Annotated in this window: 23 protein-coding genes and 1 pseudogene; 21 read left to right on the top strand and 3 right to left on the bottom strand. The window is 32.0% G+C overall.

The window, feature by feature from the left end; genetic code table 11:
• Positions 1 to 2 precede the first annotated feature (2 nt).
• Positions 3 to 335: a hypothetical protein gene (locus MUW56_RS02125; protein ID WP_292011633.1), complete on the top strand. Its 333-nt coding sequence runs from the start codon at positions 3 to 5 to the stop codon at positions 333 to 335.
• 41 nt (positions 336 to 376) lie between these two features.
• Here MUW56_RS02125 and MUW56_RS02120 read toward each other — a convergent pair whose 3' ends face one another.
• Both MUW56_RS02120 and MUW56_RS02115 read right to left on the bottom strand, forming a co-directional pair.
• A complete protein-coding gene (locus MUW56_RS02120) occupies positions 377 to 781 on the bottom strand; it encodes a hypothetical protein (protein WP_292011632.1) in 405 nt (134 codons plus the stop codon).
• Positions 778 to 1,113 carry a helix-turn-helix transcriptional regulator gene (locus MUW56_RS02115; RefSeq protein ID WP_292011631.1) on the bottom strand — a complete coding sequence of 112 codons (336 nt, stop codon included), beginning with the start codon at positions 1,111 to 1,113 and terminating at the stop codon, positions 778 to 780. Before MUW56_RS02115 ends, MUW56_RS02120 begins: the two co-directional genes overlap by 4 nt.
• Positions 1,114 to 1,352: 239 nt before the next feature.
• On the opposite strand from MUW56_RS02115, the gene MUW56_RS02110 reads away from it, so the two are divergent.
• The gene (locus MUW56_RS02110) at positions 1,353 to 2,537 is read left to right on the top strand and encodes an RHS repeat-associated core domain-containing protein (protein WP_292011630.1); all 1,185 of its coding nucleotides are present in this window, start codon (positions 1,353 to 1,355) and stop codon (positions 2,535 to 2,537) included.
• 318 nt (positions 2,538 to 2,855) lie between these two features.
• On the opposite strand, the gene MUW56_RS02105 is transcribed toward MUW56_RS02110, so the two are convergent.
• The gene (locus tag MUW56_RS02105; protein WP_292011629.1) at positions 2,856 to 3,182 is read right to left on the bottom strand and encodes a helix-turn-helix transcriptional regulator; all 327 of its coding nucleotides are present in this window, start codon (positions 3,180 to 3,182) and stop codon (positions 2,856 to 2,858) included.
• A gap of 644 nt (positions 3,183 to 3,826) precedes the next feature.
• Between MUW56_RS02105 and MUW56_RS22780 the strand changes: the two genes are divergently transcribed.
• The 19 genes and pseudogenes from MUW56_RS22780 (at position 3,827) to MUW56_RS02015 (ending at position 14,911) form a co-directional block, all read left to right on the top strand.
• Positions 3,827 to 3,946 carry a hypothetical protein gene (locus MUW56_RS22780; protein ID WP_367118488.1) on the top strand — a complete coding sequence of 40 codons (120 nt, stop codon included), beginning with the start codon at positions 3,827 to 3,829 and terminating at the stop codon, positions 3,944 to 3,946.
• Complete coding sequence (locus tag MUW56_RS02100; RefSeq protein WP_292011628.1) at positions 3,901 to 4,680, top strand: hypothetical protein; 780 nt, start codon at positions 3,901 to 3,903, stop codon at positions 4,678 to 4,680. Before MUW56_RS22780 ends, MUW56_RS02100 begins: the two co-directional genes overlap by 46 nt.
• Positions 4,680 to 5,132, top strand: coding sequence for a hypothetical protein (locus MUW56_RS02095; protein WP_292011627.1), 453 nt, complete (start codon positions 4,680 to 4,682; stop codon positions 5,130 to 5,132). The genes MUW56_RS02100 and MUW56_RS02095 overlap by 1 nt, the downstream gene beginning before the upstream one ends.
• A gap of 359 nt (positions 5,133 to 5,491) precedes the next feature.
• The gene (locus MUW56_RS02090; protein ID WP_292011626.1) at positions 5,492 to 5,782 is read left to right on the top strand and encodes a hypothetical protein; all 291 of its coding nucleotides are present in this window, start codon (positions 5,492 to 5,494) and stop codon (positions 5,780 to 5,782) included.
• Positions 5,783 to 6,914: 1,132 nt separating this feature from the next.
• Positions 6,915 to 7,226 carry a hypothetical protein gene (locus MUW56_RS02085; protein ID WP_292011625.1) on the top strand — a complete coding sequence of 104 codons (312 nt, stop codon included), beginning with the start codon at positions 6,915 to 6,917 and terminating at the stop codon, positions 7,224 to 7,226.
• Positions 7,227 to 7,580: 354 nt separating this feature from the next.
• Positions 7,581 to 8,582, top strand: a complete 1,002-nt coding sequence (locus MUW56_RS22775) for an RHS repeat-associated core domain-containing protein (RefSeq protein WP_367118487.1) — start codon at positions 7,581 to 7,583, stop codon at positions 8,580 to 8,582.
• Positions 8,563 to 9,069: a pentapeptide repeat-containing protein gene (locus MUW56_RS02075; protein WP_292015363.1), complete on the top strand. Its 507-nt coding sequence runs from the start codon at positions 8,563 to 8,565 to the stop codon at positions 9,067 to 9,069. The genes MUW56_RS22775 and MUW56_RS02075 overlap by 20 nt, the downstream gene beginning before the upstream one ends.
• Positions 9,070 to 9,152: 83 nt before the next feature.
• Positions 9,153 to 9,314, top strand: coding sequence for a hypothetical protein (locus MUW56_RS02070; RefSeq protein ID WP_292011624.1), 162 nt, complete (start codon positions 9,153 to 9,155; stop codon positions 9,312 to 9,314).
• Complete coding sequence (locus tag MUW56_RS02065) at positions 9,304 to 10,266, top strand: RHS repeat-associated core domain-containing protein (protein ID WP_292011623.1); 963 nt, start codon at positions 9,304 to 9,306, stop codon at positions 10,264 to 10,266. The genes MUW56_RS02070 and MUW56_RS02065 overlap by 11 nt, the downstream gene beginning before the upstream one ends.
• Before the next feature lie 17 nt (positions 10,267 to 10,283).
• Complete coding sequence (locus MUW56_RS02060; protein ID WP_292011622.1) at positions 10,284 to 11,012, top strand: hypothetical protein; 729 nt, start codon at positions 10,284 to 10,286, stop codon at positions 11,010 to 11,012.
• The gene (locus MUW56_RS02055) at positions 10,991 to 11,323 is read left to right on the top strand and encodes a transposase (protein ID WP_367118552.1); all 333 of its coding nucleotides are present in this window, start codon (positions 10,991 to 10,993) and stop codon (positions 11,321 to 11,323) included. Before MUW56_RS02060 ends, MUW56_RS02055 begins: the two co-directional genes overlap by 22 nt.
• Positions 11,304 to 11,483: a transposase gene (locus tag MUW56_RS02050; protein ID WP_292011621.1), complete on the top strand. Its 180-nt coding sequence runs from the start codon at positions 11,304 to 11,306 to the stop codon at positions 11,481 to 11,483. Before MUW56_RS02055 ends, MUW56_RS02050 begins: the two co-directional genes overlap by 20 nt.
• Before the next feature lie 107 nt (positions 11,484 to 11,590).
• On the top strand, positions 11,591 to 12,190 hold the full coding sequence (locus tag MUW56_RS02045) for an RHS repeat-associated core domain-containing protein (protein ID WP_292011620.1): 600 nt from the start codon (positions 11,591 to 11,593) through the stop codon (positions 12,188 to 12,190).
• 206 nt (positions 12,191 to 12,396) lie between these two features.
• On the top strand, positions 12,397 to 12,561 hold the full coding sequence (locus MUW56_RS02040; protein ID WP_292011619.1) for a hypothetical protein: 165 nt from the start codon (positions 12,397 to 12,399) through the stop codon (positions 12,559 to 12,561).
• 2 nt (positions 12,562 to 12,563) lie between these two features.
• Complete coding sequence (locus tag MUW56_RS02035) at positions 12,564 to 13,040, top strand: DUF2947 family protein (protein WP_292011618.1); 477 nt, start codon at positions 12,564 to 12,566, stop codon at positions 13,038 to 13,040.
• Positions 13,041 to 13,130: 90 nt separating this feature from the next.
• Positions 13,131 to 13,373 carry a hypothetical protein gene (locus tag MUW56_RS02030; RefSeq protein ID WP_292011617.1) on the top strand — a complete coding sequence of 81 codons (243 nt, stop codon included), beginning with the start codon at positions 13,131 to 13,133 and terminating at the stop codon, positions 13,371 to 13,373.
• Between the two features lie 78 nt (positions 13,374 to 13,451).
• On the top strand, positions 13,452 to 13,589 hold the full coding sequence (locus tag MUW56_RS02025; protein WP_292011616.1) for a hypothetical protein: 138 nt from the start codon (positions 13,452 to 13,454) through the stop codon (positions 13,587 to 13,589).
• 12 nt (positions 13,590 to 13,601) lie between these two features.
• Positions 13,602 to 14,369: pseudogene (locus MUW56_RS02020) on the top strand (RHS repeat domain-containing protein); the annotation flags it as partial.
• Complete coding sequence (locus MUW56_RS02015) at positions 14,366 to 14,911, top strand: hypothetical protein (RefSeq protein WP_292011615.1); 546 nt, start codon at positions 14,366 to 14,368, stop codon at positions 14,909 to 14,911. The pseudogene MUW56_RS02020 and the gene MUW56_RS02015, both read left to right, overlap by 4 nt.
• Positions 14,912 to 15,291: the final 380 nt, after the last annotated feature.

The raw sequence follows: 15,291 nt of genomic DNA, 5'->3' as shown, positions 1-15,291 counted from the left end.
TTATGAAAGCGAAGACTTATTATCGCTTCATTCCTATTTTGCTAGGATTGATAGCATTTGCATATTTTTACGTTTACAGAATTGTATTCCTAAACAACAATTATTTCTATAAAAATAATGTACAGGCAAAAATTATCAGAGTTTATAATTATGAGAACAAATCATTACAATTTTATTACAGCGATGATTATTGTATAACTACGACTGATACTAAAAATGATACGTTGCAGGTTGGAGATTCTATTTCTAAAAATGCAAATGCAGGAGATTTTAACATTTTTAAAAAAGATAGTTTTGGAAAATATAAATTTTATAAAAGTTATAAAATAGAATGATAGATAATGACAAACCCCTAAAAATAGGGGTTTTGTTATTATTAATTGGGACTTATAAAATATCCCACGATTTTAATAGAATTTCCTTCTTTATGTAGGGTAAATTTTTCTTGAGTATTTTTGAAGTCTCGCTTTACATTATAGATTAATACATATTCATTTTTAGAGTTAATACCTTTTATAATATTAGTCTGCTCATATATCAGAGAGTCGTTTTTAATATTACCAAATTGCGAAGAGGAAGTATCAAACATTTGATTTACTTGTTCCTTTGAAGCAACTTTAAAAAGTTCATCACCACATAATTTAAAAATTCCTTCTCTATTATTTTCTTTTAAAAGCGTATAAAATTTTTGTGTTATTTTTTTAGCATCTTTTCTATCTTGTTCCTTAGAATTACAACTTACAAGAAGAAATGTAAAAAGAATTAAGATATACTTTTTCATAACGCTGCAATATTCTTAAGTTTAGCAGCTTTAATAAAAGCATCAATGGTTGCGAAAATATGAGCTTTAGTATCACTATCCAACTCCTGTATTGCTTTTAATTTTTTTAACGTATCATTATCAATTTGTTCATATTCTCCGTCTTTTACGAGATAATCCAGAGTAACACCTAAAGCATTGGCAATTTTAGTCGCCACGTCGGTCGACGGAACATTTTCCCCACGTTCGTACTTCCTGATAATGTCACGGGAAGTTCCAATGGTCTTTCCGAGATCACTTTGTTTTATTTTTTTCTGCTTACGAGCAAAAGCTAATCTGTCTGAAAAAGCCATAAATAGGTCGTTTTTATGAGTTATAAATTAAGAATAAACAAATATAAACAACTTATAGGTTAGATAAAAATAAAATAATACTTATGTAGAAAAGTCAAATGAGTTAGATTTGTGAGGTATTTATCAGATGAAATATTTTCAAAAATTTTTAAGTCAATGGAAATCTTCGCCATCAAAGAATAGATAAATATGAACAAATTATAAGTTATATAAAATAAAATAACGCTGAGATGTATCCTATGGCCCCAGCAGAAAGGGCCATGGAAATGGAAGCCTACTCTGTTCAGCCTGAAAATACCGCTACGATTTCCCTTAAAACTCAGGATTTGCAGTTTTTCCCTACCGCAGAAGGATTTTATGATTACACAAAAGATCAGTATATTTACAGTTACAAAGACCACTTGGGAAATGCAAGGGTAAGCTTTGGAAGAACCAGCGCAGGCGCTCTTGAAATTGTAGATAGCAACGATTATTATCCTTTCGGAATGAATCATCTGAAGACAGGAAATGCTTATTTTGGTCAAGGAAGTTTTAAGAATTACAAGTACAACGGTAAGGAACTGCAAGAGACTGGTTTTTATGATTATGGAAGTCGCCAATATATGCCTGACATCGTTCGTTGGGGAACAGTAGATAAGTTAAGTGAGAAATATCCTTTCGCCAGTAATTACGCATATGTTCTAAATCGTCCTACTGTTGCAGTAGACCCTGATGGAAAAAGAGTTTACTTTATCGGAGGTGCAGGAAACGACCAAGACGGATGGGATTATATCAACCGTTGGGCAAGAGCTTTTGCCTCAAATGGTATAAATGATTTTTATCGAGTAAATGCAACCAGAGGAAAGGCTGGTGATATTGAATTTACTACAATGTATCGTCAAACAGGATATGACAAGATGAATAACTCAATGTCTCCAAGTGCGATGGGAGGATTTGGAACCACTTCTTATAATGCCTATAATAACGAAACCAAGCCTGTTCAGGATGATATGATAGATGCTACTGTTAGTATGTATCAACAGCAACTAAAAGATAATCCGTTAAAAGAAGGAGAGCAATTTAATATGGTGGGCTACTCTTACGGAAGTGTCTTACAGGCACAGTCGGCATTAAGACTAGCGGACTCCGGACAAGTGATTGATAATTTAGTTTTGATAGGAAGTCCAATATCTGATAACTCCGATTTGATGAAGCAACTAGAAGGGAATAGCAATATTAAAAATGTTACCCGATATGATTTGAAAGGAGATGCTTTGAGTAATCCTCAAGATATATATGATTACCTTATAAAGGGAGGGCTTATTCAAGGAGGCATTCAGGGGGATAATGCGCATCATTTTGATGCAGCAAGACCAGGAAATCAAGCAGACCAATTAATGAATACCATTGTACAATGGTTACAACAACAAGGCGTAAAAAATTAATTCTATGAAAAAGTTTTTGCTTATATATGTTGTATTTACAGTATTCTATATTGTATCGATAGTTATCACAAGTCCCTTTTTATTAACGTGGGGAAAAGAGAGAAGTTTTTTAGAAAACTGTATGTTTGGTTTTTAACAAAGCCTTTCAACTTAGAATTTTCTGCGGGATTAATTTTTGCTAATTCATTATTTTGGACAGCTATAATATATTTTATCCTACAAGGAATAAGGCTTTTAAAGAAATAATTATAAAAAAATATTTTATACACAAATATTAATATAACAAACAAAAGCCACTCATTGAGTGGCTTTTTGTTGTTATAAAATGCTTTGAATTTTCCTCTTCGCTATAAAAGCATCAATGACGGAAAAAATATGATTGCGGTCTTCGGGTTCAAATTTTGAGACTTCCAAAATACGGCTACTTGTATTTTTATCAATCTGTACATCCTCTTTACCAGTAAGGTAATCCAAAGACACCTCTAAAATATCTGCAATTTTACGAGCAATATCTATCGAGGGGAAAACTTCGTTCCTCTCGTATCTTCCCAACACGTTTTTATGAATCCCCAATTGGCTTGCTAAGTCTGTTTGGGAAATCTTTTTTTGTTTTCTAAGTTCTGAAACTATACTTCCGAAATCCATAATAAAGAAACTTTATAGGTTTAAAAACCTTGTTTACTATTGAAATGTAAATATATGAAAACAAAATCGGTTCTTCAAAACTGAAAAAGTTTGCAAAATAAAACTAAATTGGTATCTTAGCACCGAAATAGTTGTCAAAAAATATTACTCTCCATGTCACAAATATAATATTGTGTTTTATAAAAGAATGGTTTGCTAAAACCTTTGTGCAATAATACCGTGGTTATTAAAAACAAAATAAAAAATACTCTGTCAAAATTGTTCAGTACAGCAAATAAAAAATAAATCTACTAATAAACAAAGCTATTTTTGTTCGAGTTACTTATATATTGGTTCGTTATAACACTATTTTTGGTATTAACATATTGCTGTATTAGCTTTATTACTATTATAAGCTTATAAAATATCAGCTTTAAGTCATTCTTCCAGCAAATAAAAACATTGTCTGCTAAACTTTCACTACTATTTTTGACATTAATTATTTTTTTCAATTGAAAAGAAAAATTATATTTACGTAGGCGAGCAAGAGCAGACGATCACAGTGTAATACCTCGCGTGAGAAAAGGTTGACTAGGCAAATCCTGAAAAGTTGAGTGGAGATATAGAACTACAAGTACAACGGAAAAGAACTCCAAGAGACCGGAATGTATGACTACGGAGCAAGGTTTTATATGGCGGATATCGGAAGATGGGGTGTTGTAGACCCGTTAGCTGAAAAATGCCAAGCTGGTCGCCCTATGTATACACGTTCAATAATCCAATAAAACATACCGATCCTGATGGCAGAGAACCAGAAGATATAATTTTTAAGGGAACAGATAATAAAGAATTAAGAATCATAGCGGCAGGACCAGATAAAGTTTATAATGTTCCTTTTGCTCTTAATAAAAATACAACACTTGATGTTGGTATAGGAAATATTGATCCAGGTAGATTTGCAGTGGGCTATACAGCGCAAGGAGATATAGGGGGAGCATTAGGAATTGGTGCAGGTGCAGGTATACAAGCGTCAGTAGTTCAGTTTACAGATAATAAATATAGCGGGTATAATTATGTTTATGCAGGAGCACAAGAAACTTTTTCGGGAGGAGTGCAAGCTAATGTATCTGCAAGCGTTGGAGGAAGTGTTTTTGTTGCTTACAATACTTCTAAAGATAAACTTGATCCTACAACTTATTCGGGAATTACAACATCCGCAGGAATCTCCGCAGATGTTAAATATGTTGTTGGAGGTGGAGTTAATGTCAATGCATTCTCTGGCTCTGGGAAAAATGCTGGTTGGAAAGGTGTTTCTATAGGAGCCAGTGTTGGTGTTGGTGCAGGTGCAAATGTAGGCTCTGGAAATGTAACACTTTCCAAAACATGGTTGCTCAATGACGTGAAACCTACAGCGCAAAGAAGTTTAATAGACCGAGCAACTAATGCAGTAAGTCCTGTAGCTTCTGCGATTGCAACAGGTACAATAGATAAGATACAACAATATAATAAAAAGAAATAATGTTAAAGTATTTAAAATATTTATGGTATATTATTTTATTGGGATTTTTTGTAGCAATTATCATCTATTACAATAAAAGTTCAGATATTGCAACGAAACAATCAGTACAATATCTTCGTAATAATGTAGAATTTGAAGGCTATGTGACAGGATTTGAACAATCAGATAATCACGCTTTCGGAGTTATTCATTTAAAATTAACCAAAAGCAATACACAGGAATTTAACAAAGTCATAAAAGAAGGAATATATCCTTACAGAATTAAAGGAGATATAGCTGAATTATATTGCACAGTTTCTGTTGATAGAAAAAAAGGAGATATTGTTAAACTAGTATCGGAAGAACAGATAGTATATTATAATCCTCAAAATAGTAAAGAAGAAGGTAGTATATTTATAATAACAGATCCTTATAATATAGATTTTGTGAAAGAACATACAGTCTTTAAATAAGAATCTCCCGCTCTCCAAATGCCGTTCATCCGGCAAAAGCAGGATTAAATACAACAATAGGAGCAATTGGTGTTTGGGGAGGACCTCCGGGAGCGATTATTTCTACGGTTTACTTTGGTATAGATGCTTTTTATCCGGGAGGATGGGCAGGAGCAGCAACAGATCAGGAAAGATTATATCAGGAAAATAAAGCAATAGATCCCAACTGGCAAGCATTTCCAGGAGCTATGAAACAGTAATATTATGGAGTTTATAAAAAAAGCTATTATTATTTTTTCTATAAGATTTATCGTTCTATAGAATATACATCAGATTTATCGGGAGGCAGGTTTTTTACTTCTTTTAAAGTAAGTATTGTTATGATTGCTTTAGAATTTTGGTTTACGATTACTCTTTTAAATTATTATAATATTTTTGTTAATAGAAATATTCATTTTTCAAAAAGTGTTTATATAAGTATTGCTTTATTTTTTGTAATCTTATCTTATTTTTCAATTGATTATGAAGAAATATGGAAAAAATACAATAAAGAGTTTGATCAATTACCTAAGAGTAAAAATAGAATTGGAAGCTGGATAGTTTTTGGTATAATTTTATTTATAATTGGAAATTTTGTTTACTCAATTTACCTAATGAGCCAGATAAATTGAAGCTAACATTAGCAGTAAAGCGACTTTAGAGGGTAAAGACACACCTTGAGACCAAAAAGCAATTACTAATGGATATAATTATAACCCAGTAGATTGGAAAAAATAAATGACAGGCTGCTGGCGATAATATCGTTTATAATTTTTTTAGTTAATATGACTAAATATTATTTAATAAATGTACAACAGCTTATATACCCATATAGTCCCACAAATAGATTAATAAGTTACATTATGTTACCTGTAATATTTATTGGGATACTATTATCATTAATTGTTTTATTCAAAAATATATTTTATAACAAGAAAAGTATAATAAATATATTACTATCAATTCCGTTAATTGGGTTTGTTGTGTATTTTTTCTTTATTAAATAGTTAACTGACAAGTTTGTAATAAATGGAAAAAATAAAAATATCTAAAACGGCATTCATTCCATTGGTGATATTTATTATAAACTTTACAATTTATCTATTGATAGAAGTTTTTGGGATAGTTTATATATACAGTAGCACAGCTAAGAGAACATATTTGTTTTTTGCTTTCCATTGAATGTAATTAGGATTTATATTATTCATTTACTTTTTTATAAAGTTTTTGATTTCTAAGAAAAATTTTTGGAATATCATACTTTGTTTACCACTATTGATATTCATATTTTATTCCGATAATCAAAGGAGAATAAATAACTAAGCAAAAGCCACCCATCGAGTGGCTTTTGTATTACATAATACTTTTGCAGCTTAGTTTGTTTAAGAAACGCAAACAGAGAGCGAAGACATATTGTCTATCGTTCTCTTTTAGCCTTTGTATATCTAAAATTTTAGCTACAATATTTTTATCCAGTAGAATATGCGTAGAACCTACGAGATAATCCAAAGACAATTTCAGAGCTTCTCACGCTCATGTTTAGCGATGACAGCACCGTGAACGTCCACCAAGTTTGTCCCACTTCGTTATTTGAAAATAAGTATATTTACAACGATACTGAGATGGAAAATCAAGAACTTATTCTAATGGGAAAACTTCTTATAACCTTCGAAATGATAAGAGAGGAAATCCTACAGCTGATTTCAAAAAAAATCCACATGGGATAGGAAAAACGGATATTAAAATATGATTAAAACCATAAATATGGAAAATTTTGTAACTGATAAAAAAGAATTTGAACATTATAAATCAAAAATAAAAAAGTTGTTTCCTGAGTATCTTTCACTTGAAAAAAACTCTTTTAACAATAACTTTAAATACTTTATAGCTTTTGATTTTGACTATATTTTTGAAGAAATATTTTTTGAAGGAATAATAGCTTTTCTGAATAAAATTAAAAATGAGAAGTTATTTTTCTATACAATTGATCCTTCACCTGAAGACTATTTTTTTATACATTTTAATAAATATAGCGTTTTTGAATTAGAAATAAATAAAAATTATGATGATGTCTAGTCCTGAAATAGCGATACACAAAAAAAGAATCGTTATGAAAGAACATATAACTCGCTTTATATAAAGCGTACCCAGAAAGATTATAGTTTAAGTTTAAAACTTCAGATTGTAAAAGAAATTGAATCGGAAGAATGCACCATTACCAACTGTCGCAAGAGATATGGGATACAATCTCATGCTACGGTTTTGAATTGGCTTAGAAAATATGGTAACTTTGATTGGGAAAATCAAAGACATTCTTTTATTATTCAGTATTATGTTATTTTCTTCTTGTAACTCTCAAGGAATCCTTTCGTGTAGCAGTTTTTATTAACAATTAGCTATATTTACCAGTATAAAGATCATCTGGGTAATGTGAGAATCAGTTTCGGAAGAAACAGCGCCAATGCTCTTGAAATCACGGATGCCAATGATTATTATCCGTTTGGGATGAGCCATCTGAAAACCGGAAATGCTTTCTATGGAAAAGGAAGTTATCAGAAATATAAGTACAATGGAAAGGAGTTGCAGGAAACGGGTATGTATGATTATGGAGCGAGATTCTATATGGCAGATATTGGGAGATGGGGCGTTGTAGATGAACTAGCAGAAAAGTCAAGAAGGTTTTCTCCATATACTTATGCTTTAGACAATCCTATTATGTTTGTTGATCCAGATGGTAGGGAAGCCGAAAGATGTTGTAGTTGGAATGATGTGAAAGCTTTCGGTAGAGGAGCATGGAATACTACAAAAGGACTAGTTATAGGAGCTATCCAATCTGGTAATCCTGTTAATGGTGCGATTACAGGAGCTGTAAATTTGGGTAAGACTTACAATGCTTATCAAAAAGGAGGTTTATCTGGAGCTACTAGGCAAGTTGGTAGTATAATATCTGAGGTATCTGGAGCGAAAGCAATTATACAAACAGGAAAAGGAGTATTGAATGGTAATCCTGAAGCTATCGGATCCGCAGTGGCTGTAGTTGCAGCAGCGGTTACTACTCATAAAGTAACAGGTACTATGAAAGGTTCTGCAGCTGTTGAAGCTGAAGTAGTTTCCAGTCCTAAAACGATAACGGTTACACAGGAATCAGTAACAAAAGCTCTCCAAGATTCAAACTTACAAACAGCCCAAGGTGTGGTCTCAGGCCCAATGGTTGAAAGGTATGTTGGAAAAATTCAAAATGGCGAAACAGCTCCTGCAATAAAAGTTACAAGTGATGGTGTGATAGTAGATGGAAATCATAGATATGTTGCGGGAAAATTAACGGGTAATGAGCCAGCCCAAGTCCCAGGGACATTATCTCCAAGCCAACAATCTAAAGTCCAACCTGTCCAAAACACAAAAGTTGACCCAAATGATTGGGGTGGACATTAATATAAGTATTATGAAAATATATTGTGAAAATGATAATGTAATAGAAATTCCATACAATACATTAAATGGAATTTCTCTCTCAAATTTAAACTTGCATAGAGCAAAACTTGAAAATATGGATTTGAGTAATACAACTTTTTTTCAATCAAATCTTAGAGGAGCATTCTTATTTAATTCAATTTTGATGAAGTCTAATTTATCATATACAAAATTAATGACAGCTGATTTAAGAGATACAGTTCTGTTAGATGCTGATCTATCTGATAGCATAGCATCATATTGTGACTTCAGTCACTCAAAATTACAGGGCTCTAATTTTCAAGGAGCAAAAATAGATTTTGCTAATTTTACAGGTGCTAATGTATCTAATGCAAATATGCTTTGTATTGATTTTGAAAAAGCAATATTTAAAGATACTATTTATAATATAGAAACTGTTTGGCCTAAAGGTTTTGATCCATTAATTAACGGTTGTATATTGCTATAAAAAGTATAAAAATATTTTAATAACAAAATCCCCAAGCTGGCGCGAGCATCTTGCTGGTGTCCGGATAAAAATAAAACCACAGTATGAGCTGTGGTTTTTGCTCTTTCATCATCAAAAACCGTTATATTTACCAGTACAAGGATTGTCTTGGAAATGTCCGTTTAAGTTATTTCAAAAATGGGAGCAGCGCAGAAGCTCTTGAAGAAAGTAATTACTATCCATTTGGATTGAAACATGGAATCTAATCCTTCTGTTGGAAATCCAAGCTATAACTATAAGTACAATGGTAAGGAGCTGCAAGAGTCTAGAATGTATGATTATGGAGCGAGATTTTATATAAGTGACATTGGGAGATGGGGTGTTTTAGACAATTGTAGTTTTCCTATTTCTCCTTATAGCTATGTAGCAAATAACCCTGCTAAATTTATTGATATAAATGGAGAATGGATATATATTAATGACCAAAATGGGATTCAATATAGATATCACAATGGCGCGACACAGCATCAAGTAGATGGAAAATGGACAAATGTAGATGCAAATACTAACTTATCAGATTATGTTATTCAGACTGTAGCAGGGTTAAGTCATTTAGACAAAAACACCTCAATAGGAAATACAATGATTGGATATTTTGACCAGGCACAAGGGAAAGATGGAAAAGTAAGAGATATTTATTTTAATTATACTAGTGGTGGTTCACAAATAAAATATGGCATAAGCAATATGATTGAATTAAATACATCTTCAACCAAAGCAGTTTGGACCACTTTGGGTAATGGTTCTAAATACTCTCCTTTATACACAACAATAGCACACGAAATGGGGCATATTTACGAAAACTATGCTTTAGGGGTAACCTCTCAAGCCGACACAAGATTTGGACCCGATAGCACCACAGCAGAAATATATGGTACACACGTAGAAAATATTGTAAGAGCTGAGTCTGGTCTACCATTGCGAACAAATTATGGCAGCGTATGTTTAGGTTCCTCTTGTATTCCTAATAGTGATGGGAGGTTAATAGATAATGCGGGAAGTAGTATTTATTATAATTCAAATGGAGGTCAAATATCTCCTACTCCTAGCGTTCAAAGTGTTCTTAATGTAAATAGCACAATATTGCAAAATAGGTATAATTATATTGGGGCTGCTGCATATTACCACTTGCAAAAATTTAAAAATCGCCTGAGATAACCTATAAATTGTTAAAAATGAAAAACATTCTTTTATTATTCAGTATTATATTATTTTCTTCTTGTAACTCTCAAGAAAAGATCTCTTTGAAACAAATGAATGAGAATTTATTAAAAGATAAAAATTCTTTTACCTATCGTGATTCAGCAACAATAAAAATACTTACAGAAGGATATACGATTTTTAGATTGTTGGGTGCAAAGTCCTGCAATATCTATACCGATAAAAAATATTCCAATATTTATATAGAGGACGGTTTCCACGATGAAGAAGGTTTTTACAATGGGATTATTATTCTGGACAATAAAAATATTTGTGAGGTTACGACAAGTCCTTACAAATTGCGTCAAGACAACCTTTTCTATACTAAAATCAAGGGAAAAAATGAAATTGTTTTCTACACTAAAAAACTTTCTATAGAAGACTTTAAGAATAAATATCCTGATGAATATTTTAGGTATGAATTGGTTATTCAAGACAAAGTGAATGCTTTAGAAAAATGCTTGGCAATAGATAAATATACACCAAAATCGATTGTTTATGCTCGAAACTATTACTTTGCAGGAAAAGGAATTCAAACTTATAATTTACCAATAAAGTATAGTGATATTAAAAATGGCATAGAAGGATTGCCTTATTTTAAGGAAGATAAGAAGAAAGAATTTATAGAGTGTATAAATAAGTTAAAAATATTGAAAATACATAATTCATCTAACGTTAAGGCATCCGATCTCTCGTCTTTGTAATCCGTGAACAGATAAAAAAAGAACCCACCGCACTAGTTTATGATGAACAAAGAAGTGCACAAACGAACTGTAGAACATATGACTCTCATCTGGATAATGAGAAACATCAGAAATCCACCACTGGAAATTACCGAAACGGGCATGGACGTAAAAAAATAAAATCATCGTTTGGAGAGTCTGAAATTAAAATTCCCAAGGATCGTGAAGGAAATCTTGAACCCGCATTAGTTCCAAAAGACACCATATTATCGACGGTTTGGAAAACATCATCATCTCATTCTATGCAAAGGAATGAGCGTATCAGACATTGAGGAACAAATCCGCGAAATGTATGATTTTGAGGTTTCTACTTCCACCATATCAAGAATAACTAATGCTGTTGCAAGTGAAGTGGTGAGTAAGCAGAACCGACCGCTTGAAGATTTATATCTCATTGCCTGGATGGATGGGATTGTTTTCAAAGTAAGGTAAAACTCCAAAGTTATTAATAAACCCCAAGCTTCTGCACGAATCCTTTCGTGTAGCAGTTTTTATTAACAATTAGCTATATTTACCAGTATAAAGATCATCTGGGTAATGTGAGAATCAGTTTCGGAAGAAACAGCGCCAATGCTCTTGAAATCACGGATGCCAATGATTATTATCCGTTTGGGATGAGCCATCTGAAAACCGGAAATGCTTTCTATGGAAAAGGAAGTTATCAGAAATATAAGTACAACGGCAAGGAACTTCAGGAAACCGGCATGTATGATTATGGAGCAAGATTTTATATGCCTGATCTAGCTAGATGGGGTGTTGTAGATCCATTGGCAGAAAAGATGACACGTCATAGTCCTTATAATTATGGCTTCGATAATCCAGTACGTTATACAGATCCGGATGGTATGGCTCCCGAAGATGTGCTTGAGACTGATTGCTGCCCCGACTCTTCTTTATCTCGTGACGAAATGGAATTTGCGAGTATGATTGCTGGAGGAATTAATAGTGTACGTGCATCTGTTTCTAATCTTTTTGCAAGGGGTTACAATGAAGTAGCAGAGAAAAGAATAGACCGTAAATATGTAGTGGATGAAATGGGCGGGTTAGTTTTAGCAACTGGTGTTCCAGCAGAAACTGGAAAAGAAAAAATTCAAAATACAATTAGTTACTATTGCTCTATCGGTTGCAGGAGGACCTGAAGGTATGCTAATGAGCCAAGGAGGAAAAGCTCCCGCTATGGAACTTCTTGGAGATGTAAAGAAAACAGCAAGAATGTCTGTCGTTAAAAGGGGGACTTCGGAGTGGCAAGATGCAATCAAAACTATTCAAACCCCAAAAAAAATCCGATATCCTTGTTGAAACAGCTTCTGATGCAAAGACTTTACTACTAGGCTCACAAGGTAATTTGAATAGATACAAAAACTATACAACTAAACATCAATACAAAAAAGGTTATGAAGTCCATAATAGTCAGAATGCAAGAGAACTTGGGGTAGGAAACGATAAACAACATTTAAAATGGAAGAACGGAAAATCTTCAGGACATATATTCTATAACAAACCTAATTAAAAATGAACAATATTCTTATATCTGAAACATTCTATAATGAATACTTTGATGACGAAGTGGAAGATATTTATTTATTAGATAAAACCGAAGCTTTAAAATTGTGGATATTATATATAGATAAAACAGCAAATAATTTTTTTAGATTAAATGATAATAATCCAATAATATCAAAGTCAAAAAATATAGTTGATTGGCGGGAATATTATGATTCAAATAATATTACAGGATTACAGGATTTTTTTACTTCAACATTAAATTGGAATAATGAGGATTCAATACTTTTTTATATTAATAAAGAAACAATAATCAGAACTACTTATGAAATATTTTTGCATAATATTTTCAATTTTTTAGAATTGTATGATGAATGTCCAATAGTTCAGAATTTGAATAAAAGTAATGATTTAGAATATATATATTTTGCACCATTAGGAAATACTTTTTATTCTCAAATCAAAGCTGATATTGTAGATTCATAATCTTTCCTTGCTCCTGCACGATTGTATCGTGTGGCAGATAAACACAACACTGTCTAGTCCTGAAATAGCGATACACAAAAAAGAATCGTTATGAAAGAACATTTAAACTCGCTTTATATAAAGCGTACCCAGAAAGATTATAGTTTAAGTTTAAAACTTCAGATTGTAAAAGAAATTGAATCGGAAGAATGCACCATTACCAACTGTCGCAAGAGATATGGGATACAATCTCATGCTACGGTTTTGAATTGGCTTAGAAAATATGGTAACTTTGATTGGGAAAATCAAAGACATTCTTTTATTATTCAGTATTATGTTATTTTCTTCTTGTAACTCTCAAGAAATCCTTTCGTGTAGCAGTTTTTATTAACAATTAGCTATATTTACCAGTATAAAGATCATCTGGGTAATGTGAGAATCAGTTTCGGAAGAAACAGTGCCAATGCTCTTGAAATCACGGATGCCAATGATTATTATCCGTTTGGGATGAGCCATCTGAAAACCGGAAATGCTTTCTATGGAAAAGGAAGCTATCAAAAGTACAAGTAAAACGGGAAGGAACTTCAGGAAAGCGGAATGTACGACTACGGAGCTAGATTCTATATGCCTGACTTGGGAAGATGGGTTGTGGTAGATCCATTGGCGGGAAAAATGCGTCATCATAGTCCGTATAATTATGCGTTTAATAATCCTTTGAGGTTTATTGATCCAGATGGGAGATCAGGAAAAGATATTATTATCATGACAGCAAACGGATCTTTTAAGGCTTCAAAGGAAATATTATATAAAACTCCTGAAGGAAAAAGATTGTGGGATAAATATGGAACAAGTAAAACTGATGACATTTATATAAATTCTAAAAGCTTTGGTGTTAATTCTTCTAGTGTAGCAGAAACAATAAAAGATGTTAAATCTATGGGATTTGTAAAAGATAATAAAGTATCAATACCTGAAGTATATAGTAATATGTCAGAGTTTAGTGGTTTAGATATATCTAAGTCAGGCGATAAAAATGTTCATTTAATATCTTTAAATGAGAACTTTTTTAAAGAAGAAAATAGTGATTCAAGGTATAGTGCAACAATTATAAATTCCGACGGAGATTCAAAAACTATTGGATATAATAATTATGATTTAGCAGAGGCAATTTATCATGAAGGTAAGGCGCATATTGAAGATGGAGATATTGAAAGTGCAGATACAGACCATGTCAAATATGGTGCTGATAGTTTTAAACTTATAGCACCTCGTGCGCCAGGATCTCCTTCTGAAACAATTACTAACCAGCTTATAGAGGTTAGAGAAGAAACGAAAAAAAAGAAAAAATGACACGAAAAATAACAGTAACAATTTTATATATCCTATTGTTATCCTTTACTAATATTGTGAAAGGGCAAGTTTTAGAGTTTTACAAACCAATTATAGTTACTTATAAATCAGGAATGTTAAATAATGAAAAGATTAATTTAGGAGTATTTGATTATTTTAAACAAGACACTTCTAAGATGAAATATGAATATCTAAAATATGATTCTGACAAAGAAAGTTTACTTAAATATGATGATGCAAATAAGATTTTTCAGGAAATAATATGCTTGAAAACCAAAAATTTTAAATCTCAAGAAAAAATAAAATTAGGAATATTTGATGAATTTAATTTAGTAAATGAAAATTCTAAAAGTTTTATAGCTTCTTCACCGTATGGAAAGTACCCCTCTCATCATAAAATAATTAATTCTATTGAAATACTTCAAAAAACAAAGAAGACATTAATATTAAGAATTAATTATCAAGATGAGTTTGAATGGAAATATTTTGGAATACTAGTTCTAACAGATTATAAGTATGAAAATGTAGAAGATGAAGAATAAAAATCTGAAGGAGATAGAACAGAATCTATAAATAACCCCGGTGCGTATTCTATGACACGAAGCAAATAAAAATTGTTAAAATTAAGATGCAAATTTATAAGTATTAATGTAAGGAGTTTGCCTGCTGCGCAAAGTCTGTGACTTTGAGTTAAAACAACCTCCAATCTTTTTCTGATCCCTGCAACGGCAACATTTTTCAGAAACCGGAGTAGTACAGCAATCATTTTAATCATAAATGTATTCGGGAGTATAATTACTGTTTTAGGTGCTTTTCTGGCTTTGGCATTGATAATGATTCAATGCTGACCCCCCGTAAAAAAAGAAGAAACTTTTTAATTCAAATCCATAAAAATATCAGGTCGAAAAATCATAAAAGCAGG

The organism is Chryseobacterium sp., assembly GCF_022869225.1.
In the GTDB taxonomy this organism is placed as follows: Bacteria; Bacteroidota; Bacteroidia; order Flavobacteriales; family Weeksellaceae; genus Chryseobacterium.
Note: the sequence above shows the minus strand (reverse complement) of the source record. Positions and strands in the feature narration are given on the sequence as shown.

Coding starts and splice junctions, on each gene's coding strand:
- MUW56_RS02125 (WP_292011633.1), top strand. CDS start 3: ATGAAAGCGAAGACTTATTATCGCTTCATTCCTATTTTGCTAGGATTG.
- MUW56_RS02120 (WP_292011632.1), bottom strand. CDS start 781: ATGAAAAAGTATATCTTAATTCTTTTTACATTTCTTCTTGTAAGTTGT.
- MUW56_RS02115 (WP_292011631.1), bottom strand. CDS start 1,113: ATGGCTTTTTCAGACAGATTAGCTTTTGCTCGTAAGCAGAAAAAAATA.
- MUW56_RS02110 (WP_292011630.1), top strand. CDS start 1,353: ATGGCCCCAGCAGAAAGGGCCATGGAAATGGAAGCCTACTCTGTTCAG.
- MUW56_RS02105 (WP_292011629.1), bottom strand. CDS start 3,182: ATGGATTTCGGAAGTATAGTTTCAGAACTTAGAAAACAAAAAAAGATT.
- MUW56_RS22780 (WP_367118488.1), top strand. CDS start 3,827: ATGTATGACTACGGAGCAAGGTTTTATATGGCGGATATCGGAAGATGG.
- MUW56_RS02100 (WP_292011628.1), top strand. CDS start 3,901: ATGCCAAGCTGGTCGCCCTATGTATACACGTTCAATAATCCAATAAAA.
- MUW56_RS02095 (WP_292011627.1), top strand. CDS start 4,680: ATGTTAAAGTATTTAAAATATTTATGGTATATTATTTTATTGGGATTT.
- MUW56_RS02090 (WP_292011626.1), top strand. CDS start 5,492: ATGATTGCTTTAGAATTTTGGTTTACGATTACTCTTTTAAATTATTAT.
- MUW56_RS02085 (WP_292011625.1), top strand. CDS start 6,915: ATGGAAAATTTTGTAACTGATAAAAAAGAATTTGAACATTATAAATCA.
- MUW56_RS02075 (WP_292015363.1), top strand. CDS start 8,563: ATGATTGGGGTGGACATTAATATAAGTATTATGAAAATATATTGTGAA.
- MUW56_RS02070 (WP_292011624.1), top strand. CDS start 9,153: ATGAGCTGTGGTTTTTGCTCTTTCATCATCAAAAACCGTTATATTTAC.
- MUW56_RS02065 (WP_292011623.1), top strand. CDS start 9,304: ATGGAATCTAATCCTTCTGTTGGAAATCCAAGCTATAACTATAAGTAC.
- MUW56_RS02060 (WP_292011622.1), top strand. CDS start 10,284: ATGAAAAACATTCTTTTATTATTCAGTATTATATTATTTTCTTCTTGT.
- MUW56_RS02050 (WP_292011621.1), top strand. CDS start 11,304: ATGAGCGTATCAGACATTGAGGAACAAATCCGCGAAATGTATGATTTT.
- MUW56_RS02035 (WP_292011618.1), top strand. CDS start 12,564: ATGAACAATATTCTTATATCTGAAACATTCTATAATGAATACTTTGAT.
- MUW56_RS02030 (WP_292011617.1), top strand. CDS start 13,131: ATGAAAGAACATTTAAACTCGCTTTATATAAAGCGTACCCAGAAAGAT.
- MUW56_RS02015 (WP_292011615.1), top strand. CDS start 14,366: ATGACACGAAAAATAACAGTAACAATTTTATATATCCTATTGTTATCC.